This window comes from Kribbella flavida DSM 17836, from assembly GCF_000024345.1.
In the GTDB taxonomy this organism is placed as follows: domain Bacteria; phylum Actinomycetota; class Actinomycetes; order Propionibacteriales; family Kribbellaceae; genus Kribbella; species Kribbella flavida.
In genome coordinates this window covers 2,112,424-2,134,168 of the sequence record NC_013729.1, presented here as the reverse complement: position 1 = coordinate 2,134,168, position 21,745 = coordinate 2,112,424, and the positions used below count along the sequence as shown (strand labels likewise).

21 protein-coding genes and 1 riboswitch are annotated in these 21,745 nt (G+C 69.9%); of the genes, 11 read left to right on the top strand and 10 right to left on the bottom strand.

All coding sequences use genetic code 11. The features are described 5' to 3' along the window. Positions 1 to 23: 23 nt before the first annotated feature. Together KFLA_RS35430 and KFLA_RS36550 are read right to left on the bottom strand one after the other, a co-directional pair. Positions 24 to 875: an inositol monophosphatase family protein gene (locus tag KFLA_RS35430; RefSeq protein WP_012919685.1), complete on the bottom strand. Its 852-nt coding sequence runs from the start codon at positions 873 to 875 to the stop codon at positions 24 to 26. Next, positions 872 to 2,089: an ROK family protein gene (locus tag KFLA_RS36550; protein ID WP_237706849.1), complete on the bottom strand. Its 1,218-nt coding sequence runs from the start codon at positions 2,087 to 2,089 to the stop codon at positions 872 to 874. Before KFLA_RS36550 ends, KFLA_RS35430 begins: the two co-directional genes overlap by 4 nt. 53 nt (positions 2,090 to 2,142) lie before the next feature. Here KFLA_RS36550 and glgA point away from each other — a divergent pair, with 53 nt between their 5' ends. From glgA to KFLA_RS10060, 4 genes are all read left to right on the top strand, one after another. Beyond that, complete coding sequence (gene glgA / locus KFLA_RS10065) at positions 2,143 to 3,306, top strand: glycogen synthase (protein WP_012919683.1); 1,164 nt, start codon at positions 2,143 to 2,145, stop codon at positions 3,304 to 3,306. Then, positions 3,303 to 3,515 (top strand): epoxide hydrolase N-terminal domain-containing protein, encoded by a 213-nt coding sequence (locus tag KFLA_RS38245; RefSeq protein ID WP_202797105.1) that lies wholly within the window; start codon positions 3,303 to 3,305, stop codon positions 3,513 to 3,515. Before glgA ends, KFLA_RS38245 begins: the two co-directional genes overlap by 4 nt. A gap of 75 nt (positions 3,516 to 3,590) precedes the next feature. Next, the gene (locus tag KFLA_RS38240) at positions 3,591 to 3,746 is read left to right on the top strand and encodes a hypothetical protein (protein ID WP_202797104.1); all 156 of its coding nucleotides are present in this window, start codon (positions 3,591 to 3,593) and stop codon (positions 3,744 to 3,746) included. Between the two features lie 30 nt (positions 3,747 to 3,776). Continuing rightward, positions 3,777 to 3,852, top strand: a riboswitch (ZMP/ZTP riboswitch). 21 nt (positions 3,853 to 3,873) lie between these two features. After that, positions 3,874 to 4,755, top strand: a complete 882-nt coding sequence (locus KFLA_RS10060) for a metallophosphoesterase family protein (protein ID WP_012919682.1) — start codon at positions 3,874 to 3,876, stop codon at positions 4,753 to 4,755. Between the two features lie 36 nt (positions 4,756 to 4,791). On the opposite strand, the gene KFLA_RS10055 is transcribed toward KFLA_RS10060, so the two are convergent. Both KFLA_RS10055 and KFLA_RS10050 read right to left on the bottom strand, forming a co-directional pair. Then, complete coding sequence (locus KFLA_RS10055) at positions 4,792 to 5,250, bottom strand: ester cyclase (RefSeq protein WP_012919681.1); 459 nt, start codon at positions 5,248 to 5,250, stop codon at positions 4,792 to 4,794. A 22-nt stretch (positions 5,251 to 5,272) separates the two neighbouring features. Then, entirely contained in the window at positions 5,273 to 6,199 is a 927-nt protein-coding gene (locus KFLA_RS10050; protein ID WP_202797103.1) for a quinone oxidoreductase family protein, read from the bottom strand. 167 nt (positions 6,200 to 6,366) lie between these two features. Here KFLA_RS10050 and KFLA_RS10045 point away from each other — a divergent pair, with 167 nt between their 5' ends. Then, positions 6,367 to 6,789, top strand: coding sequence for a MarR family winged helix-turn-helix transcriptional regulator (locus tag KFLA_RS10045; RefSeq protein WP_012919679.1), 423 nt, complete (start codon positions 6,367 to 6,369; stop codon positions 6,787 to 6,789). 109 nt (positions 6,790 to 6,898) lie between these two features. Here KFLA_RS10045 and KFLA_RS10040 read toward each other — a convergent pair whose 3' ends face one another. The 5 genes from KFLA_RS10040 to KFLA_RS10020 form a co-directional block, all read right to left on the bottom strand. After that, positions 6,899 to 7,189, bottom strand: coding sequence for a hypothetical protein (locus KFLA_RS10040; RefSeq protein ID WP_012919678.1), 291 nt, complete (start codon positions 7,187 to 7,189; stop codon positions 6,899 to 6,901). A 48-nt stretch (positions 7,190 to 7,237) separates the two neighbouring features. Then, positions 7,238 to 10,003 carry an ATP-binding protein gene (locus tag KFLA_RS10035; protein WP_202797102.1) on the bottom strand — a complete coding sequence of 922 codons (2,766 nt, stop codon included), beginning with the start codon at positions 10,001 to 10,003 and terminating at the stop codon, positions 7,238 to 7,240. 162 nt (positions 10,004 to 10,165) lie between these two features. Beyond that, entirely contained in the window at positions 10,166 to 12,097 is a 1,932-nt protein-coding gene (locus KFLA_RS10030; protein WP_012919676.1) for a multicopper oxidase family protein, read from the bottom strand. Then, positions 12,094 to 12,558: a DUF6220 domain-containing protein gene (locus tag KFLA_RS10025; protein WP_012919675.1), complete on the bottom strand. Its 465-nt coding sequence runs from the start codon at positions 12,556 to 12,558 to the stop codon at positions 12,094 to 12,096. The genes KFLA_RS10030 and KFLA_RS10025 overlap by 4 nt, the downstream gene beginning before the upstream one ends. Positions 12,559 to 12,608: 50 nt before the next feature. Continuing rightward, the gene (locus KFLA_RS10020) at positions 12,609 to 13,958 is read right to left on the bottom strand and encodes an FAD-binding oxidoreductase (protein WP_012919674.1); all 1,350 of its coding nucleotides are present in this window, start codon (positions 13,956 to 13,958) and stop codon (positions 12,609 to 12,611) included. A gap of 195 nt (positions 13,959 to 14,153) precedes the next feature. Between KFLA_RS10020 and KFLA_RS10015 the strand changes: the two genes are divergently transcribed. The 4 genes from KFLA_RS10015 to KFLA_RS10000 all read left to right on the top strand — a co-directional run bounded on the left by KFLA_RS10015 (position 14,154) and on the right by KFLA_RS10000 (position 17,309). After that, positions 14,154 to 14,918: a sensor histidine kinase gene (locus tag KFLA_RS10015; protein ID WP_083792822.1), complete on the top strand. Its 765-nt coding sequence runs from the start codon at positions 14,154 to 14,156 to the stop codon at positions 14,916 to 14,918. Next, on the top strand, positions 14,915 to 15,577 hold the full coding sequence (locus KFLA_RS10010; RefSeq protein ID WP_012919673.1) for a response regulator: 663 nt from the start codon (positions 14,915 to 14,917) through the stop codon (positions 15,575 to 15,577). Before KFLA_RS10015 ends, KFLA_RS10010 begins: the two co-directional genes overlap by 4 nt. A gap of 120 nt (positions 15,578 to 15,697) precedes the next feature. Further along, complete coding sequence (locus KFLA_RS10005; protein ID WP_012919672.1) at positions 15,698 to 16,333, top strand: DJ-1/PfpI family protein; 636 nt, start codon at positions 15,698 to 15,700, stop codon at positions 16,331 to 16,333. A 43-nt stretch (positions 16,334 to 16,376) separates the two neighbouring features. Continuing rightward, positions 16,377 to 17,309 (top strand): NADP-dependent oxidoreductase, encoded by a 933-nt coding sequence (locus KFLA_RS10000; protein ID WP_012919671.1) that lies wholly within the window; start codon positions 16,377 to 16,379, stop codon positions 17,307 to 17,309. 154 nt (positions 17,310 to 17,463) lie between these two features. Here the strand turns inward: KFLA_RS10000 and KFLA_RS09995 are convergent, their stop codons facing one another. Further along, positions 17,464 to 18,057: a TetR/AcrR family transcriptional regulator gene (locus KFLA_RS09995; RefSeq protein ID WP_012919670.1), complete on the bottom strand. Its 594-nt coding sequence runs from the start codon at positions 18,055 to 18,057 to the stop codon at positions 17,464 to 17,466. A gap of 54 nt (positions 18,058 to 18,111) precedes the next feature. Here KFLA_RS09995 and KFLA_RS09990 point away from each other — a divergent pair, with 54 nt between their 5' ends. Both KFLA_RS09990 and KFLA_RS09985 read left to right on the top strand, forming a co-directional pair. Then, positions 18,112 to 19,089, top strand: coding sequence for an alpha/beta fold hydrolase (locus KFLA_RS09990; RefSeq protein WP_012919669.1), 978 nt, complete (start codon positions 18,112 to 18,114; stop codon positions 19,087 to 19,089). Between the two features lie 153 nt (positions 19,090 to 19,242). Then, positions 19,243 to 21,657 (top strand): polysaccharide lyase 8 family protein, encoded by a 2,415-nt coding sequence (locus tag KFLA_RS09985; RefSeq protein WP_012919668.1) that lies wholly within the window; start codon positions 19,243 to 19,245, stop codon positions 21,655 to 21,657. Positions 21,658 to 21,745 lie beyond the last annotated feature (88 nt).

Here is a 21,745-nt window from a genome sequence, read left to right as displayed (position 1 = left end):
GCCCGCGGCAAGGTTGAAACCGATCAGAGCTTCGAGCTTCGATCTGCACCGTGCGCGGGCGGCTGATGCCGGACGTCCGCCCAGTGCCGGACCAGCGTGGAGTGTTGGGCTCCGTTGGAGGAGACGCAGCCGTCGACGGCTGTGTCGTAGCGCTGGTCTGCGCCGTGTCGATTCGTGACTGTGCCTCCGGCTTCCCTGACGAGGATGCAGATGGCGGCGACGTCATGGGCCCCGGTGCTGTCGTAGAGATCTGCGTCCCAGGTACCTTCTGCGACCTTGCAGCCGGAGAAGACCGTCGGCCAGGGGAATCGGTGCGCGGTGGTTCGGAAGGTGGGCGAGACGAAAGTCTCCAGCAAGGTGTCGGCATCGAGGCCGGCCGGGGTGGGCATGGCGCCGGCGCCGACCAGAGTGAGCGGTTCGGTACGGCCGTCGCGGGTCGAGACGTGAATCGCGGTTCCGTTCCGGAAAGCGCCACCGCCGGTCGTTGCCCAGTACAGGTCGCGGGTCGACGGGTTCGAGAGCACACCGAGAACCGGTCGGCCGGCGACGACGAGCGCGATCGAGGTCATGAAGACCGGGACTCCGAGGATGAACTGCTGAGTGCCGTCGATCGGATCGATCACCCAGGTGCGACCGTTGCCGCCCGCGGCGGAGTGACTGGCTTCTTCGCCGAGCACGCTGTCCCCGGGAAAGCGATCGACGACGTGTTCGATGAACGATCGGTTGATCTCCAGGTCCGCCGACGTGACGACCGTGCCATCGCGCTTGGTGTCGATTCGGTACGCCTGCTCCGCGGTGCGCAGAATCTCCCGGACGGAGCGGCTGACGAAATCGAACGCGAACTGCAGCTCCGCTGCGTAGCTCACTGCGGTCATGAGGGCAGCCGATCGAGAGGGGCGGCCGAGGCCGCCGTACGGCCTGTCAGCGCGGTGGGCGATTCCACGAGGAAGTCGAAGAGCGAGTCCGCCGCGCCGACCAGCGCACCGTCGGCATCCAGAGCAGCCGGCTCGATCGGCGGCAGCGCGGGTCGGTGTGCGCTCATCGAACCACGCCGAGCCTGCTCGACAACGATCTGCGGAGAACTGGCCAGCAGGTCGGCGGCATGGCAGGCGAGCACGACCAGATCGGGATCGTGAACGTTGATCAAGGCCCCGATCCCCCGCCCGAGCAGTGCCGACACCTGGTCGACGGCCGACCTTGCCTCTTGGTCGCCACGGGTCGAGTCGGCCAGGACTTTGCGGGCGACCGTCGCGACCGTACGAGCGGTGTACGGCCGTCCCGCCGCGCGGGCCAGCGCCGGCTGATCCACGTCGAGTTCCCAGCATCCCCAGCCGCCGCACCGGCACGGTTGCTCGCTCCGGCCCAAGGGCAGGTGACCGAATTCACCCGCGAAGCCCCGCCGTCCGCGGACCGGATGGCCGTCCAGGACCAGGGCCCCGCCCAGCCCGACAGCGGCATGCAGGTAGAGAACCGTGGCGAAGCCGCGTCCGCGCCCGCGGCTGGACTCGGCCAGCGCTGACAAGTGGGCGACGTTGTCCATCCGCACCGGCAGGCCGGGCGGTAGATCGAGCTGTGCGACAACGTCGGTGTCGTCCCAGCCGAGATTCGGCGCAGAGACCAAGGTCATGGAGAGCTGGTCGACGAGTCCGTGGACAGCGATTCCCACGCCGACGCATGGTTGTGGGGTCGACCGCAGTCGCTCGCGAAGCATGTCTCTCGCCAGGCCGAGCACATGGTCGACATCGTGATTCTGCAGTGCAGTGCTTTCGACAGCGCTCAGGCGCCCACCCAGACCGACGGTGGCCAGCCGCACGCACGTCACCCCGATTTCCACCGCGATCACTGCCGGTCCGGTGGCAGCCGGCGTCAGCCGGGTGCTGGGGCGACCCCTTCGTCGCGTCAGTTCGGTCTCCGACACCGTGATCAGGCCGAGGTCCTGCAGATCCGCTGCCAACGCCGCAGCTGTCGCCCTGGTACAGGTGAGCTCACGAGCAAGCTGTGCGCGGGTCAGGTCAGCTTCTGCTGTGTGGATGGCGCGGAGGGCTCGGGTCAGATTGGCCTGGCGAAGGTCCGTGGCAGTTGACGGCATCACCGAACCCATTATGCTCACGGCATGAACAAATTGCTAGTGGGAGCAGCGCAGTGACCATCGCCGTGCTGACCAGGGAGTACCCGCCGCACATCTATGGGGGCGGTGGGGTGCACGTGGACTTCCTGGTCCGTGAGCTGCGTCGCCTGCTCGACGTGGACGTGCACTGCATGGGCGAGCCCCGGGCGGGTGCGACCGCGCATTCCGAGGACGACCCGCGGCTACTCGGCGCGAACGCCGCCTTGCGGGTGCTGTCCACCGACCTGACCATGACCGCAGGAGTCGGCAACAGCGACCTGGTCCACTCCCACACCTGGTACGCGAACATGGCCGGCCACTGGGCCAAACTCCTCCACGACATCCCCCACGTGGTGACAGCACACTCGCTGGAACCCCGCCGACCGTGGAAAGCCGAGCAGCTCGGCGGCGGCTACCGCCTGTCCAGCTGGGCCGAAAGCACGGCATACGAAGCCGCCGACGCGGTGATCGCGGTCAGCAACGGGATGCGCGACGACGTGCTCGACTGCTACCCCACCGTCGACCCCGCCAAGGTCCACGTCATCTCCAACGGCATCGACGCCGACTTCTACCACCCCGACCCCGCCACCCACGTCCTGGACCGGCTCGGCGTCGACCTCAACCGCCCCTACGTCACCTTCGTCGGCCGCATCACCCGGCAAAAAGGCGTACCACACCTACTCCGCGCCGGCCTCCAACTAGACCCCTCGGTCCAACTGGTACTCCTGGCCGGCGCCGCCGACACACCCGAACTGAAAACCGAAACCGACGCCCTGATCGACGAGCTGAAGGCCGCCCGCGACGGCGTCTTCGTGGTCTCCGACATGCTGCCCCGCGAAGACGTCCGCCAAGTCCTCACCCACGCACTGGCCTTCTGCTGCCCCTCGATCTACGAACCACTCGGCATCGTCAACCTCGAAGCAATGGCCTGCCAAACCGCCGTCGTCGCCTCCGCGGTCGGCGGCATCCCCGAAGTCGTCCACGACGGCCTCACCGGCACCCTGGTCCGCTACGACCAAAACGACCCCGCCACCTTCGAAACCCAACTCGCCAACGGCATCAACGACCTCGTCGCCAACCCCGCCAAAGCCGCAGCGATGGGCAAGGCCGGCCGCGAACGCGCGGTCACGCAGTTCGGCTGGAAGGACGTAGCCGGACGCACGGTCGCCCTCTACAGGCAGCTCCTCACCAGCCGGTGAACCCTTCTAGGTGCCCGGGGGTCGGCTGGACCTACGGCATGCCGACGGGGTACCTCCGAGGACTCGCCGAGTACTGGCGAACCGGCTACGACTGGCGCAAGCACGAGGCAGCACTGAACCGCTGTCCCCAGTTCCTCGCCGGGATCCAGGGGCAGCGGGTGCACTTCCTGCACGTCCGGCCTCCCCCGAGCCCGAGGCCGCGCTGCTGATCCCTGGCTGGCAAAGCTCGTTCGTGGAATTCCGGCAGCTGATCGCGCCGCTGACCGGCGGACGCCTTTCAGCTGGTGATCATCACCACCGAGCACGTCGCGGGCGTCCACCTGATCGACCCGATCACGACTCCCGGCCGGGACGACGATCCGGACGTTCTTCCGGCTCGTGCGCTGATCGGCGACGAGCGGCCGGGCGTCGTACGCCGGGGAAGGTGGGCGCCCCGGTGAGATCGAGCAGTGGCACCGCGGATTCGTAGGCTGGTCGGACACGACTGGCGAGGGTGGGTCACCACCGGGGAGTGAAGCCGGGACATCGACCGCCTGGGTGGCCTCATCGCGATGATGAGGAGCCCCCATGTCCGTACGCCACCGCATTCTGCACCTGTCCGACACCCAGGTCGGCCGCGACGGTCGCGACGAGGACGGCGTCGATGCGGTCGCTGCCCTGGAGCGCATGCTGCACGATGCGCGGCACCTGCCCGACCTCGACCTGGTGGTGGTCAGCGGAGACATCGCCGACGACGGCTCCGTCGAGGGTTGCGTGGCGGTGCGGGACCGGGTCGCAGCTTTCGCGGCAGCGCGCGGCATTCCGCACGTCTACTGCACCGGCAACCACGACGACCGGTCCACGTTCGCTACGGCCTTGGGATCCGGCCACCTCGGCCCGGACGGGACCGACCTGGGCCGACTGATGGAATCCGGCGGTCCGGAACGGGTCGCAGTCAGCGAGGTGAACGGAGTCCGGATCGTCACCCTCGACAGTCTGGTCCCCGGTGCTGCGCACGGCGCTCTCAGCGACCGCCAGCTTCAATGGCTGGCAAACCTTCTCGAGACACCGGCATCATCCGGCACGGTCATCGTGGTCCACCACCCACCGGTCTACCTCGAGTCGTCCGTACTGATGGGGACCGTGGGCCTCCGCGACTCCGACCGGCTGGCCTCGGTCCTGGCCGGTCGTGACGTTCGCGCCGTCCTGTGCGGGCACTTCCACCTCCAGCTCGCGGCGACGTTGGCCGGCGTACCGGTCTGGGTCACGCCGGGCGTGGTGACGCGGATCGACCTGACCACCCCTCCGCAGCTCGAACGGGCGGTCAAGGGAGCAAGCGCGACGGTGGTCGACCTCGGCGGGCCGTTCTCCCCCACCTTCCACGTCCTGCACGCCCGGGATCGAGCGGTCGGCGAGCAGGTCTACCTGATGGACGCGCTGTCAGGACGCGACGTCGACCACGAGGACTGACCGCGGTGCCGGCGGCGGTGGATACGCTCCCGCCGGTCAGAGCGGCGGCATCGGAGACGACCACGGCTGGTCGTCCGGAAGGATGCCCAGTTGTTGCAGGAGTCCGAGGTCGTCGGTTGCCGTCCAGTGCTCGACGAGGCGATGTTCGGAGTCGAAGCGCATCAGGTCCATGCCGGGGTAGACGACGCGTCGGCCGGTCGCGGGAACGTCCAGGAAGGTGTTGACATGCCTGCCGGTCATCGTGACGTGCACGGCGACCAGATCTCCTTCGGCCACCAGGGCATGGATTTCGTGGTGCAGCTCGGCGAAGGCGTGGCGGAACATCTCGACGGTGTGCTTGTAGGGCGCCGGCCCGCGATCCGGCAGGCCGGGAGGCAACGACCCCTGCGCCCTGAGCTCGGGGGACGCGATCTCGTCCATGACGTCGAGCCGCCCCGCAGTGAAGACCTCTTCGAAGAACCGGCGGGCCGTCGCCTTGTTGCGTTCGATGTCCATGGCCTCCATCCTCCACCAGAGCTCAGCTGTCGCTGAAGGCGATTCTCAGTGCGAGCTTTCCGACGTAGTGATCGCGGAGGGTGTGGTGGGCGTCCCTGATCCGGTCCAACGTGAAGGTGCGGGCGATGTGGGGTTCGAAGGTGCTCGTTGCGATGATTTCGTTCAGTCGCTCCAGGCCGGACCGCGTACGATCGCCGTCGAACGAGGAGGTCGCCGCAGCGGGTGATGTTCTGGGCGTAGGCGTCACGCCGTTCGGCCAGGCGATGCGCCCGGAGCGTTTGACGGCGTTCAGAGAGCGCTCGGCCGTCTCGCCGCCTGCTGTGACCAGGGCGCCGTCGAGTCCGTCCGGGGCGAACCCGGACGCCGCCGCCAGGACGTCGTCCTTGCGACCGTCGATGACCGCGTCCGCGCCCAGACGCTTGGCCAGCTCGACGCCGTCATCACCGGACGCCACGGCGAGCACCCGCAGTCTGCGGTGACGCGCCAACTGCACCGCCATGTGGCCGACGCCCCCGCTGGCGCCGAAGACCATCAGCGTCTCGTGCGCCTTCAGGCCGAGCACATCGAGCCCGCTCAGGGCGGTCGACGCATCCCAGGCCATGACGCCGGCTTGTTCCGTCGACAAGCGATCGGGAACGTGCGCCACGTACTCCGCCTCGACGACGCCGTACTCCGCGTACAAACCACCCCGCGTCGCAGGCATCGTCGCCGCGTAGACGCGGTCGCCGAGCTCGAACCGGGTGACGTTACGGCCCACAGCGGCCACCGTGCCGGCGCCGTCCCAACCGAGCACGTACGGGAAGGTCGTCGGAACCCCGAACACCCCGTCATAGCGTCCCTCGCGCTCGACCGCGTCCCAGGAGGCCACGCCCGCGACCTCGACCCGGATCAGGACGTCGTTTTCGCCGACGGCAGGAACCCGCACCGATCGCAGCGCCAGCTCCTCCACCCCGCCGAACCGATCGAGGGCCGCCGCCTTCATCACCGACGGCGTCCCGGCGGCTGGGCTGTTTGCTGCTGACGTCCGCATGCGTTCTCCTCGATTGCTTGATTGGATCAAGCATCACTGTAGACGACAGTACTTGAGTGAATCAAGCACCTTGCTATGCTGGCGCCATGGCACTCCCGAGCGGGCCGACAACGGCCTCGTCCGAGGCCGAAGCCGCTTTGTTCGAGCTGGTCGACGTGTACGACCGCGCCTATGAGTCGGCCGCGGCCCAGCTCTCGTTGAGCGCGGCGCAGGCTTGTGTCCTCGGGCGCCTCGGCGAGAGCCGCGGCATGGGCGCACTGGCCGAGGAGCTCGGTTGCGATGCCTCCAACATCACCCAGATCGTCACCCGTCTCGAAGCACTCGGCCTCGTCACCCGTGCACCGAACCCCGCCGATCGCCGCGCCCGGCTGGTCGCGCGGACCCCGCACGGGGACGAGGTCAACCGGCGGTTCGAGAAGGCCTTCACCTTCGCCCGGGCAGCGGTGGGACGCCTCTCCGGTGAAGAACAGGACCAGCTGGCCGCTCTGCTACGCAAAGCCCTCGGATGATCGAACCGGCCGCGACTGCACCTGCGAAACCCAGGACAGCACGACAGGTTGACGACGATCCGGCCTAGGCGGATGTAACGGCCGGACCGAACGCCTGGTGCCGCCTTCGTCAGCCCACCGGCTGGCGTTGGTAGCTGCGCTCCACCTCGATGCCGACGACCTGGGGCGCACCGGCCGGCTCGGGGCCGAGGACCTTCGCCAGGGCCGGGCCGAGCTGCTCGGCGAAGAACTTGTCGGCGTGGGCCTTCGACTCCCACAGGGTGATCACCCGGAGCCCGTCGTTCGACGTACCCACGTAACGGGCTTCCAGGCCCTCGGGTTCCGTGCCCATCCGGGCCAGTACCTGGTCGAACTTCTCGATCGATGCGAACGGCGGGGTGGCTACTGCGATCCACTGCATGACTGCCTCCTTGGACTGGTGCGACCGGATCCGGCCGCACAACCCACGCTAGGAAGGCGCGCTGGTCGCGGAATCCGCCGGACTACTCATCTCCGTACTCAAGGAGCGCGCGCTCCAGGCCGCGATCTGGCTGCGGGTGGTGAAACCGAGCTTGGTCAGGATGTGCTGGACATGGTTCTGAGCGGTCCGCTCGGACAGCACCAGCCGCTCGGCGATCTGCCGGTTGGTGAGCCCTTCGGCCACCAGAGCGGCCACCTCTGCCTCGCGGGGACTGAGGCCTCCGGGCGCGTCCCCCACGGGCAGGCGACCGGCGTACGCGGTCATGCCGAGCGACCTCGCGAGTCGATCGGCGTCCCGCGCCACCGTCGCCGCGCGCTCGCGATCACCCGGACCACTCCGCGTGCGCAAGGCGACCGCCAGGTGGTACTCCGCTTCGGCGACGAATCCCGGAGCGCCGGCGCTCTCGGCCTGCCGGACCGCCGTGCTCAGGTCCTCGATCGCCGCGTCGAGGCGTCCGAGCACGGCCGCGGCCCGGCCGAGGGCGAGCTCGACCGGTCCCAGGTAGGCGACACCGCCTCCGACCACGTGCTCGCCGCGGAACGGTTCGAGCCGATCGACGAGTACGGCAAGGTCGTCATGCCGCCCGAGCCCGGCGCACGCCAGCGCGGCGTACACGTGACCGGGCAGGACGAAGAACGCCGGCAGCGACCAGGTCTCGATCGGCCCGGCCCGGCGGTACGACACCGCCGCCTCGTCCGGCAGGCCGGCACACAGTTGCAGGTAGGCCCGGGACAGATGCGCGATCATGGCGAACCGCGGCGGCGGTTCGAAAGTCTGCCGGGCGAATCTCGCCGCGTCGGCGGACACCCCGACGTGACCCGCCAACGCGGTCAGCAGGGCGAAGTAGGCCCCCGATGCCGGTGCGGGCTCGACCGTCCGCATCCGCTCGAACCCTCGGCGCGCGAACGCGGCCGCATCGGCGTAGCGGCCGCGGGCCTGCGCCAGGCACGCCGCGACGCGATCGTGGTGCCAGGCGCTGACCGGTCCGCCGAGCCGCCCGACCGCGGCCGCCAAGGCCGGCAGTTCCTCGGCCGCCGCCGCCAGCCGGCCGCTCTCGATCAGCGCGTCGAGTCGCCAGAGCCGGCCCCACATCTCCGACCGGGCGCTGTTCGTCCGGCGCGCAAGCGCCAGCATCTCGGCCGCCAGCTCCAGCCGTTCGGCGCGACCCGCCGGACCTGGACACGCTTCCTGCCGGGCCCGCAGCGCATCGGTGAGGGCGAGATCGTCGTGCGCGGCACGGGCCAGGTCGAGCGCCTCGGCGCTGAGCGCGTCGAGCCGCTCCTGCTCACCGTCGTAGAAGGCGAGATGACTGCGTTGGGACAGCAACCGGGCTCGGAGCGCCTCGGACTGCGTGGTCGCCAGCGCTTCCTCGCACAGTCGCTTGGCCGTCTCGTTGATCGCAGGGTCGGGTACGGCTTCCACCACCAGCGCGGCCTCGGCCTGCTGCTCCGGGGTCCGCGCCGCTTCGGCCGCCGCGGCCGCTGCGGTGACGCAGGCCGGCAGATCACCGGCCAGGTACGCCGCCCGCCCGAGCGCGGCGTGGATCTTGGACCGTTCCGCCACCGGCAACGGCGTCGTCGCCAACGCTGCCCGGTAGAGCCGAACGCCTTCCTCGTACGCGAGCCGCCGTACCGCGTCGTCCGCGGCACGGACCAACCACCGCCGCGCCGTCGCGCCTTCGCCGTACGCCACCAGCTCGGCGCGGTGCCGAGCGATGTCGGCGAGATGCTCGGACAGGTCCGCCGCGAACTCCGCCTCCAGCACCTCGGCCACCCGCCGGTGCAAGGCGGACCGGTCAACGGTCCCGAGTGACGCCTCGACCGCGTCCCGGGTGAGCGCGTGGACGAAACGGTGGTCCCCGCCGGCGCGTTGCACGAGTCCGAAGGCCACGGCCTCGTCGATCAGCGGCATGCACTGCTCGACCGATCGGTCCAGCACGGTCGCGAGCACGCCGGCGCGGAAGTCGCGACCGATGATCGCCGCAGCCTGCACGAGCCGGCGGCAGTCCGCGCTGATCCGGTCCAGCCGGGCGTCGACGATGTCGAGCACGGTCTGCGGCGGCCGGTCCGGACGCCACGAACCGTCGGTCATCGCCCGGGCCACCTCACGGACGAACAGCGGGTTCCCGCCGGTGATCTCGTGCACCCGCAGCCCCTGGTCCGCCGTTGCTGCTGGCAACTGGTCGCTGACCTCCGCCGGATCGAAGCCCCGCAGTGCAAGGCATTCCACCGACGGCGCGCGCAGCAGTTCGGGCGTCAGCCGCGCACTGGCCGGTTCGAAGTCGCGGAGGGTCGCGAGCACGAGCACGCGCAGCGAGGTCACCTGGTCGGCGAGATGCCGCAGGAGCAGCAGAGATGCCTCGTCAGCCCGGTGCACGTCGTCCAGCACGACGACCAGACCGTTTGCCTCGGCGGCGCCCGCCACGGCCTGGACGACGTCCTCGAACAGCCGGAACCGGTCCTCGGTCTCCGCCGCTGTCAGCGTCGCGGCACCCACCGAACGGAGCACCTGCCGCCACGGCCAGTACGCCGGCGCGCCCTCCGTCTCGGCGCACCGGCCCCAGGCCACCGTGGTTCCCGCCGCCAGTGCCATCCCCGCCAGTTCCTGCGCCAGCCGGGTCTTCCCGATCCCGGCCTCGCCACTGCACAGCACCAGCCGCCCGGCGCCGTCGCGAGCCTGGTCCAACCAGCCGCGCAACAACCCCAGCTCCCGTCGCCGCCCGACGATTCCTTCGTCCCGAACCGGCGTTCTCACCCGACCAGCATCACCCACCACGCCCGCGACGGGAACTGTTCGCGCTGCCGTGGGCCGTCGAGGCGGCGATCCTTCGCCGAGGAGCGGATGCAGCAGGTTCGCGCTCCCCCGCATGTGGACCGCCCATGTCTCACGTACTGCGGCCCAGCCGCTCGCCAGTGCCTAGCCGTGGCCGGCGTGGGCATCGCCGTACGGCGTCGTGACGCCGGTGTATGCGAGCCGCAGCATCATGCCTTCGTGGGCGTGTGGGAGGTTGTGGCAGTGGTTCATCCAGATCCCCGGATTGGTCGCCCGAAACGCCACTGTCCACACTTGCCCGGGACGCACGTCGAACGTGTCCACCCACAGCGGGCTTCCCGCTGCGGGCACTCCATCGCGGGACAGGACCAGCACGGGGTGGCCGTGCAGGTGCCAGGGATGGGTGTCCAGACTCCGGTTGACCACGGTGAACGTGACGAGGTCGCCCTCGGCAACCAGCTGATCCGGGATCGAGGGGTGCGCGCGCCCGTTCACCGTGTGCGCGTATGCCGGTCGCCCGTCAACCACGGCCACGCCACGGTCCAGGACGAGGGTGAAGTGCCGGTCGGCCTTCCGCGCGTCGAACGCCGCCGGAGCGGGTTCTCCGTAGTGGAGGAGGTCGAGCTCCGGCCAGCCGGCGGTGTCGGGCGCCGCTTCGGGCCTGGCCGCGGCACGATCGGGCGCGATCCGCAGTACGACGTCGTCGGCCACCAGCACCACCGGTGAGTGCGGCATCGTGAACTCCACGTCGTACCGTCCACCGGCTGGAAGGCGCAGACCGACTTCGCTGATCTCGCCCGGGTGGTTGAGATCTCGCCCGTCGACAGCGGTGACCCGGAACGGCGTACCTGAGAGAGTCAGCCGGTGCGGATCGGGATCGGTGTTGATCAGACGGAGCCGCACCGGCGTACCGGCCTCGGCTGTGTGGTCGGTGTGTCCGTCTTGGTCCGCGACGACGAGAGTGTCGCCGAAGGTGTGGAGAGGCAGCGTCAGGTCCAGCTGCCGCTCCTGCCGAACCCGGGGGTGGACGACAAGGGTTCCGTACAGGCCCTTGCGTACGCCGATGTGTGACGCCTGGTGGGTGTGGTACCAGTACGTGCCGAGCTGGTCGGCGCGGAAGCGGTACCTGAACTCCTCGCCCGGTGTCACGACTGGTTGGGTGAGGCCCGGTACGCCGTCCTCACCGCACGCGACGTCGTAACCGTGCCAGTGCAGGGTCACGCCGTCCTCGATGTCCTTGTTGCGCAGCGTGACTTCGATCAGGTCGCCCTGGGTGGCGACGATCGCCGGTCCGGGTGCTTGTCCGTTGTACGTCCACGCGTCGACGGCCTGCCCTGACGACAGCCGTACGGTCGCCGACTGGGCAGTGAGCACACGTCTGACCGTGGTGCCACCCGGGCCTGGTGCGCGCGCCCCGCGCAGGTCTGCCACCGACAGGGTCGACGGGGAGTGTCCCGTGTGCCCGACGTCGGGCCGGAGCGACACCGCGGTACCGGCGCCACCGAGACCTCCTGCGACCACCCCGCCGGCTATCCGCAGCACGCTGCGCCGAGAAACTTCTGCGCCTCCGACGGCCGGCCTGTCGCCGTCACTTGAAGGGTGTCCTGACCGCGTGACCACGCGAGCGGTGAGCACGGCAGCCAGGCACACGAGCGCGATGCTGATCATCGCGCTGCCCCACGTGAGCGGATACCCGACGAGCAAGGTCGTCGCCAGCCCGGCCAGTGCGGCGTAGGCCGCGGTCAGCAGGGTCACTACTCCGCCGGCCGGCACCACCGTGCTCGGGTCTCGTCGCGCCGTGACGAGCGGACGGCCGGCTACCACGACAGCCGCCAGGCCGCTCGCCGCGAGGATCGGCAGGCTCAAGAGGACCTTCTCCTGCACGTACCACCAGCCGGCGCCGGCCAGCATGGCCACGGTGAAGATCCTCAACGGGATCAGCACGATCGCCACCACCAGAGCGATGCAAGCCAACCGGGCCTGACGCAGGGCGGCGGCAACACCGGCTGCGAACCACGCGGCCACGCTGAGCAGGGCGACACCGTGGTCCAGCAGGATCCATCCCAGCGTCGTCACCGGGCCGGTCCGCCGGCCGGCGTGATCGAATCGGAGGCGGTCGCGGTCGAAGCGGCCGCCGGACGACGCGTCAACTCACGCGCTCGGCGCAGTACGTCCTCAACCACTCCGAAGATGATCAGCGCGTTGAGGGCGTGAAGCCCGAACACCACCTTCCCCGCTGTGCTGCCGGCGGCTCCGGCATCGCCGAACGCGTTGGCCACCGCCGCGATCACCGCCTGCAACAGGACCAGACCGCCGGCCAAGCCGGTCATCCCGATCAGGCGGCCTGGCAGGCGGGTGACTGCGGCAAGCACTGTCAGTACGACAGCGAACAAGAGGATCACGTACCCCAGGACGCGGTGCGGCCCGAACGACTCTTCCTTGGGCGCCGTGTCGAACGCGCCCATCGCGGCGAGGAAGAACTGTGCGAAGACAGCAAGCATCAGCACCGCGGCCAGGACGACGAAGAACCTGCGCATGATGTTCCCTTCAAGACGTTGGATTCAGCGGGCCGGAGGACACGCTGCGCTCAGGCCGCTCCGCCGGCGGCTGCCGTGTCCGGCGCGATGTTGTGATTCAGCCGGAAGAGGTTCGCCGGGTCGTAGCGACGCTTGACCGCGACCAACCGGGCGTACGTCGCCGGCGGGTAGGCCGCAGCGAGGTCGGCCGCCGTGGCGGAGCCCTGGAAGTTGAGGTACACGCCGCTGCCCCGGCTCGCGATCGCTGTCCACGGGCGCAGGACCTGCTCGACGTCGGCCTCGGTCGCCTCCTTCTCGACGAAGGCGAGGCAGACCGCCATCGCCTCGGCATCGCGGTGCGCGAATGCTGTCGCCGCGGCCGGCACCCGGGAGAACGCGCCGCCCAGGCTGCGGAGGCTGACGATGCCCGGCATCCCCTGGGCGTGCGCGGCCACGAAGGCCGCCACGGCACTGTCGTCCAGCAGCGGCAGCAACACGTTGCGTCCGGCAACCCGGAGGCCCGGGGGCTCGTGCACCTCCTCCAGGATCCCGGCATAGGGCCGCTCGCGCACCTGCCAGTCGGTCACGGTCCCGAGGGCGACGAGCGGTTCGATGGCCGCCGCGGCGGCATCCGCGTCCTCACCGGCGAAGCACACGGTGACCGTCACCGCGGGCGGCATCCCGAACAGCGGCGGTACCAGCGACAGCGTGCTGCTCAGTTCTTCGGGCGCCTGGCGCAGATGATCGCGCCACCGGCTGACCTGCCGGGCCGGCTGCTCTACCGCGTAGGTGATCGTCCCGAAGTGCACGGTGCCGACCGGCTGGGCGATGAAGTCGAAGTCGACCACGACGCCGAAGTTGCCCCCGCCACCCCTCAAGGCCCAGAACAGCTCGGGATGCTCGTGCTCGTCGACCACCAGCACCCGGCCGTCGGCGGTGACCACCCGGGCCGCGACCAGGTTGTCGATCGCCAAGCCGTGCTTGCGAACCATCCAGCCGATCCCGCCACCGAGGGTCAGACCACCGACGCCGACGCCGGCGGTGTCGCCGGCGGTCAGGCCCCATCCGTACGGCGTCAGCGCGGCGGCGACCTGTCCCCAGGTCGCCCCGCCTCCCACCCGGACGCGCCGGGTGTCGGGATCGACGACCTCGACCCGGTCGAGGCGGCTCAGGTCGAGGACCATGCCGCCGGTGTTCGTGCCGTGAGCGAGCAGGCTGTGCCCGCCCGAGCGCACGGACAGCGTGAGTCCATGGGCAGCGGCACGCCGGACAGCTCTCACGACCTGGTCGACGTCGGCCGGCCGCACGACGAGGGCGGGGGCGCCCCGCCCGAAGAACGTGGTGCTTGCCTCGGTGTACCCGACGTCTCCGGGCATCAGCACTTCTCCGGGCAGGTCTACGGTGGACACTCGGTGCTTCACGGGCGCTCCTTGCTCGGTGATCTCGTGGGCCTCGATCCTTCGCGACGTGATGGCCGAAGTCGTCGTCCGCGCAGAGACACCTCGCACTACCCGGCAAGGAGGGCCGGCGGTCGCCACCCTCGCCGGCGGGAGTAGCCGGGACGTACACCGTGGAGAGGATGCGAGCCCGGCGTGGCCGGATCTACAGTTCCCGGTATGCGAACTGAGCGAGGACGGAAGCGGTTGTACGCCACCGGCTGGCTGGTTTCGTGCGTCATCACTGTGGTTGCCTTCGTCCAGTGGCGCGCCTACATCCGCGAGGTGGAGCACCGGGCGGCGGAGGCCGAGCGCAACCATGAGGAAGTGGCCCGGCGCCGCGCGGTCGAGGAACGGCTGCGCATCGCCCGCGAACTGCACGACTCGCTCACCCACAGCATCTCCGTGATCAAGGTCCAGGCCGGCGTGGCCGCCCACCTCGCCCGCAAGCACGGCGAGCAGCCGCCGGACGCTCTGCTGGCGATCCAGGAGGCCAGCAACGACGCGATCCGCGAGCTGCGGTCGACCCTCGAAGTACTGCGGCGCGACGACGACCCCAACGGCAGTGGGCTCGATCGCCTGTCGGCGCTCGTCGAACGTGCTCGGGCCTCAGGTCTGCCGACGACCGTCACGATCGAGGGTGGAAGCCGTGAGCTGCCGACCGAGGTCGACCAGGCGGCGTACCGCGTCGTCCAGGAGGCGCTCACCAACGTGAGCCGGCATGCCGGCCCGGCCACCGCGTCCGTCCTGATCAGCTACGGAGACGCGATCCTGACCGTGCGCGTGGACGACGACGGCAGCTGCGCGCACCAACCACCGGTCCCCGGCTACGGGTTGGTCGGCATGCGCGAGCGGGTGACCGCGCTCGGCGGCACGCTGCGGGCCGGGCCGCGAGAGACCCGCGGATTCTCGGTCGTCGCCGAGCTGCCCACGGACAAGCTGTGATTCGCGTGGTGCTGGTCGACGACCAGCCGCTCATCCGGACCGGCATCCGGGCCCTGCTCGACGCCGAGGACGACATCGACGTCGTTGCCGAGGGCAGCAATGGCGTGGAAGGTGTCGACCTGGCCGTCGAGCACCGGCCGGACGTGGTCCTGATGGACGTGCAGATGCCGCTGATGGACGGCATCGAGGCCACTCGTCGCATCGCGGGCGACGCCCGGTTGGCCGACGTGCACGTGGTCATCCTCACCAACTACGGTCTCGACGAGTACGTCTTCAACGCGCTGCGCGCCGGCGCGTCCGGCTTCCTGGTCAAGGACACTGAGCCCGTCGACCTGCTGCAGGCATTGCGGGTGGTGATCCGCGGCGACGCCCTGTTGTCGCCGACGGTCACCCGCCGGCTGATCAGCGAGTTCGTCGCGCGACCACCCGACGTCGTGTCCACTGCCGGGTTGGAGTTGTTGACGCCGCGGGAGCGTGAGGTGCTGGCTCTGGTCGCGCACGGCCTGAGCAACGACCAGATCGCCGAACGGATGGTGCTGAGCCCGACGACGGCCAAGACCCACGTGAGCCGCGCGATGTCGAAGCTCCAGGCCCGCGACCGCGCCCAGCTCGTCGTGATCGCCTACCAGTCAGGCCTGGTCTCGCCCCGCGTCGGTTGATCCTGCTCACCTCGGGACGGCAGCTGGAGGGATGACCGCGCACCTCGAGTGGCCGGTTCCTGGCGAACTTCGGCCATCGGCGTACTGGTTCGGTCCCGCGCCGGACGCGAGGGTGGACGCATGCGAATCGAGATCGTGGTTTTCGACGGTGTGGACGAGATGGATGTGATGGGCCCGTTCGAGGTCTGGGGCAACGCGGCCCGGATGGGACGGCTGGAGCTGACCTTGGTCGGGCTCGACGGTCCGGTCGAAGTGACGGGCATGAACGGGCTGCAGTTCCGGGCGACGGACGGCTTGGGAAAGACGCACCCGGACGCGGTGTGCGTGCCGGGCGGAGGTTGGGGCAGCCGCGCCGAGAAGGGCGCCTGGGCCGAGGTCCAGCGCGGGGTACTGCCGGCGCGGCTGGCAGAGCTGGCGCCGGACCTGAGCTGGATCGGCTCGGTCTGCACCGGGTCGATGCTGCTCGCCGCCGCCGGCTTGACCAAGGACCGCGCGGCGACGACCCATCACACCGCTTGGGCAGACCTGCAGGAGACGGGCGCGAACCTCAAGGCTCACCGCGTGGTCGACGACGGCGACCTGATCACGGCCGGCGGAATCACCTCCGGTATCGACCTGGCCTTCTGGATCATCGAGCGCGAGCTCGGCGCCGATCTCTCCACCGAGATCGCCGAGTTCATGGAGTACCACCCCGACCGCGACATCTGGCGCCGCGAAACCGCTGAACAACCTGCCCGCGATCAGCGGGTGAACTGACGGAACGGGAGAATCAAGGCTTCCAGGTGAAGGTGGGGCTGTGATGCGGGCTGTTGTGCAGGATCGGTTCGGCGGTCCGGAGGTACTCATCCTGGGTGAGTTGCCCGACCCCGAGCCGGGACCGACCGAGATCCTTGTCCGGGTGCGTGCCGCCGGGGTGAACCCGGTCGACTGGGCCACGCGGGCCGGCGAGGGCATGTTCGAGGAACCGCCCTTCGTTCTCGGCTGGGACGTCGCCGGGGTGGTCGAACAGGTCGGGGTCGGCGTGACCCGGTTCCGGCCCGGGGACGACGTGTTCGGCATGCCGCGTTTTCCGCTGCAAGCCGGTGCGTACGCCGAGTTGGTCACCGGCCCCTCCCGCCAGTTCGCCCGGCAACCGACGGCTCTGGATCACGTCGAGGCCGCGGCGTTGCCGCTGGCCGGTCTCACGGCCTGGCAGATCCTGGTGGACCTGGCCGACGTCCAGCCGGGTCAGCGGGTTCTCGTCACCGCGGCCGCCGGCGGCGTCGGGCACCTGGCCGTCCAGATCGCCAAGGCGCGCGGGGCGTTCGTGATCGGGACCGCGCGCGCCGGCAAGCACGACTTCCTGCGCCGCATCGGCCTGGACGAACCGATCGACTACACCCGGACGACCGTGGCGGACGTCGTCCGGGACGTCGACGTCGTCGTCGACTGTCTCGGCGGTGCGTCCAGCGTCGACCTCATGCCGGTACTCCGCCGCGGCGGCCTGCTGGTCCCCGTCCTCGGTGGCGTCACCCCGGACATCGCCGCGGCCGCCGAACGGTACGGCGTCAACGCCTGCACGCTGCTGGTGGAGCCCGACGGGCACGCGCTCGGCGAGTTGGCCGCACTCGCCGAGCGCGGGCTGCTGCGTCCGGAGATCCAGGCGACCTACGATCTCGCCGACGCCGCCACGGCCCACGAGGTCGGCGAGCAGGGGCGGACGCGCGGCAAACTCGTGCTGACGGTCGACTGACGTCCCGCGCACCCCGCGAGGTACGCGTTCACGGTGCCGGCCGCGGCCTTGAACACCTGGGTCAGGTTCTCGTACTCCGCCTTGTCGTCAGCCATCGCGTTCACCGCCTCCGGGCCGCCCCTTCCGCAGGCGGACGGGCAGCGGCTGGCCCGGCTCAGCTGCGGGACAGGACCGTCCGCTCGATCATGGTGAGGACGAGGTCTGTGGCTGCGGTGGTGTCGTAGGACGGGTCGTGCATGTGTTCGGAGACGATCGCGTCGATGGCGCCGCCGATGACGATCGCGGCTGAGCGCAGGTCCGGGTCGTCGGTGAGGTCTCGGGCCCGGCGGGCCGCGGCCAGGATGTCGGCCAGCGGTCCCCAGCGGGCGGCGGGATCGGCCGGCGCGCCGGTGTGGATCGCGGCTTCGACGATCATCCGGGTGTGCCGCGGATTGTCGCGCAGGTGCTCGATCATCGTGCGCACGTACGCCGCCGGCCAGTCCTCGGGGCCGACCGCGTCCACGGCGTCACCGACCGCCGTGACCAGAGCCGTCAGCACTTCGTCCCGCGCGGTCTCCACCAGCGCGTTCTTCGACGGGTAGTAGTACAGCACCGCGGCCTTGGTGACGCCCGCCCGCTCGGCGATCTTGGCCAAGGAGGTGCTCGCGTAGCCCACCTCCGCGACCAGGTCCACGGTGACCGCGATCAGTTGAGCGCGACGGGCCTGCTCGGTCAGCGTCAGCTTCCGGTCAGGTGCAGATTGCGGCATGCCCACAATTCTACCGTATGGTTAGATTACTTACCGCATGGTTAGGAGCTGGACATGACCTCCGATCGCAAGAAGCGCCGCTGGCCCCGCATCGCGCTGGGGGTGGTCGTAGTCGCCGGCGTCGCCGTGGCGCTGGTCGTGCGCTCCCCCTCCCCCGTCGGCCACTGGAACAGCGCCGACGGCTACGCCGACTACGCGGAGAAGTACGACCGGGCGATGAAGGACCTGCCCACGCCGACGCTGACGCGCGACCTCCGGACGGAGTACGGGGTGGTCCGGGTCTACCGGTTCACCGGGACCGGCGCGCGGACGACCGCCCCGCTCGTGCTGCTGCCCGGCACGTCGTCCGGCACCCCGGTGTGGGCCGACAACCTTCCCTCTCTGCTGCGGATCGGCGACGTCTACACGTTCGACCTGCTCGGCGAGCCCGGGATGAGCGTCCAGAGCCGGCCGATCGACACCTCCGAGGACAAAGCCGCCTGGCTGGACCAGACCCTGGCCGCGCTGCCGGAGCAGAAGTTCAACGTGGTCGGCTTGTCGATCGGTGGCTGGACCGCGGTGAACCTCGCGCTACGGCACCCGGACCGGGTCGCGACGCTCACCACGCTGGACGCGGTCAACGTCTTCGGATCCATGCCGGTGGAGACCATCGTCCGTTCCCTCCCGGCGGCGGTGAAGTGGCTGCCGCGCTCCTGGCGGGACAGCTTCAACTCCTACACCGCGGGCGGCGCGCCGGTGGAGCAGGTTCCGGTCGCGGACATGATCGAGTCCGGCATGAAGAACTACACGATCCGCCAGTCCCAGCCGGAGCGGATCAGCGAGCAGCAACTCGCCGGCCTGCCGATGCCGGTGCTCGCGATCATCGCCGGGAAGTCGGTGATGCACGATCCGCCCAAGGCACGGAGTACGGCGGAGAGCGCGTTGCGGACCAAGACCGTGAAGTTCTACCCCGACGCCTCCCACGCGCTCAACGGCGAGTTCCCCGACCGGATCGCCGCCGACCTCCAGGCATTTCTCACCGCCCAGCGCTGACGCGGATTGGGGCGATCCCCCGCTCGCCCCCTCTGCGCACCACTGGGGAGGAACCGGCCTCGAATGATCAAAACTGATCGAAGGCCAGAGGTTGACGACAGCCAAGCGCATCACTGATTCTTCTCGGTAAACGCTTACTGCCGAGGAGCCCTGATGCCGCCCTTCATCAGCCGACGCCTGGTCCTGCAAGCCGGCCTGGCTACCTGCGCCGTCTCCGCAACCGAGGTGCGGACCACCCGGCCGGCCGCTGCGGCGGACGAGTTCGACGCCCTGCGAGACCGTTGGCTGGCGATGAGCACCGGCGGCGCGATCGACCCGAGCGACAGCGGGTACGCCGGGGCGCTCGCCCAGCTGATGAGTGAGGCGCAAAGCCAGCTGGACAGCTTGATCACGACTCCAGGCCGTACTGCACTCTGGCCCGATCTGCCGCTCAGCCCGGCGTCGGGGAACTTCTCGATCAGCTACACGAGACTGCGCACCATCGCGCTGGCCCGTGCGACCCACGGCGCCGGCCTGGCCGGCGACCCGGCCGATCGTCTGATCGGCGCGCTCGACTTCCTGTACGAACGGGCCTACAACGAGCGGCTGCCGGAGACGGGCAACTGGTGGTTCTGGGAGATCGGTGCGCCGAAGGCACTGCTGGACACCTGCGTCTTCGCCCACGATCTGCTGACCCCGGATCGGCTCACCACTTATCTGAGGGCCGTCGACCGCTTCGTACCGGACCCGAACCGGCGGACCAGCTCCTCGACGCTGCGCGAGACCGGAGCCAACCGGGTCGACAAAAGTCTGATCGTCGCGTTGCGCGGCATCGTCGGGAAGTCGGCCGGCAAGGTCGCCGCCGCCCGGGACGCGCTGAGCGACGTCGCGGAGGCCGGCCGGAACAGTGTCTTCAAGTACGTCACCAGCGGCGACGGCTTCTACCGCGACGGCTCGTTCGTGCAGCACGGCAACCTCGCGTACGTCGGGACGTACGGCAACGTGGCGCTCGGCGGGGTGGCCAACCTGTTCGCGCTGCTCGGCGGGTCCACCTGGGATATCACCGACCCGAATCGCACGGTGATCCTCGACGCGGTCGAGGCCAGTTTCGCCCCGTTCATGATCGACGGCCTGATGATGGACTGCGTCTCCGGCCGCGCGATCTCCCGCGAGCGCGCCGGCGACCACCGGCACGGACACAGCACGACCTCCAGCGTGCTGCTGCTGGCCGGCGGAGTCGCCGAGCCGTACGCCACGCGGTACAGGGCGTTGGCGAAGCGGTGGATCACGCACGACCGGCTCGAGGACTACCTGACCGGCGCATCGATCCCGGAGATCTCGCGAGTCAAGGCCGTGCTCGCCGACCGGGCGGTCGTGGCGGCGGCTGAGGCCCCGGCGCACTTCCAGTTCCACAACCAGGACCGGGTCGTGCACCGGCGCGACGGCTGGGCGTTCGCGATCGCCATGTCGTCACGGCGGATGGCCCGCTACGAATGGGGCAATGGGGAGAATCTGCGCGGCTGGTACGTCGGTGACGGGATGACCTACCTCTACAACGACGACCACGCGCAGTACTACGACGCCTTCTGGCCAACGGTGGACGCGCAGCGCATGCCCGGCACCACGGTGAGCAGCAAGCCGCGCCTGCCGCATGGCTTCGGCGGCGGCACCGGCACCATCGCCGCGTACGCCGACTGGGTCGGTGGTGCCTCGTACTTCGGGACGGCTGGTGCCGCCGGCATGCATCTGATCAACCACGACCGGACCGTCCAGGCGCGCAAGTCGTGGTTCTGCCTGTCCGACGCGGTGGTCGCGCTGGGCGCCGGGATCAGCGGAACCGATGGGCACACGGTCGAAACCGTGGTCGAGAACCGCAACCTGCACGCGGACGGTTCAGCGGCCCTGCTGGTCAACGGATCCCGGCAACCGTCCGACCTCGGCTGGTCCGCCACCTTCGAGGAACCGCGCTGGGCGTACGTCGAGGGCGTGGGCGGCTACTTGTTCCCCGCCGGTGGACGGCTGCTGGCCGACCGGGCCGAGCGCACCGGCTCTTGGCGGGACATCAACACCGGCAACGACACCGCCGGCTCGACGACGCCGCACACCAGGCGCTACCTCACGCTGGTGTTCGACCACGGCACGAACCCCGCCGACGCCGGCTACGCCTACATCCTGCTGCCCGGTGCAAGCCTCCGCCGGACCGCGGAACTGGCAGTGGACTCCGGGATCAGGCTGCTGGCGAACACGTCCATCGTCCAGGCGGTGCGCTCGGCCCGCGACCACTTGGTGCTGGCGAACTTCTGGGCGGCCGGACAGGTCCACGGCATCGCGGGTGACGCCGACACGATCACCGCCTCCGGTCCCGCGTCCGTAGTGGTCGGCCGACACGGCTCCGCCCTCCGGATCGCAGTGTCGGAGCCCAGCCGGAGCCAGCAGACCGTACGGATCACCGTCGACGTCCGCGTGGGGCAGTTGCTGAGTGCGGACGACACCGTGACGGTCGTTGCTACAGGCAATCAGCTCGTTCTGGACGTCACTGTCGGCGCCAGCCGCGGAGCAACCCACAGCGCCACGTTCAGCCGCGGCTGAGCACTCAGCGATCTGTTCCAGAAGGCGCGGCGGGTGGTTCAGTGCTGGGTCCGCAGGTCGACTCAGCCGTAGGTGAGCAGGGCGAACG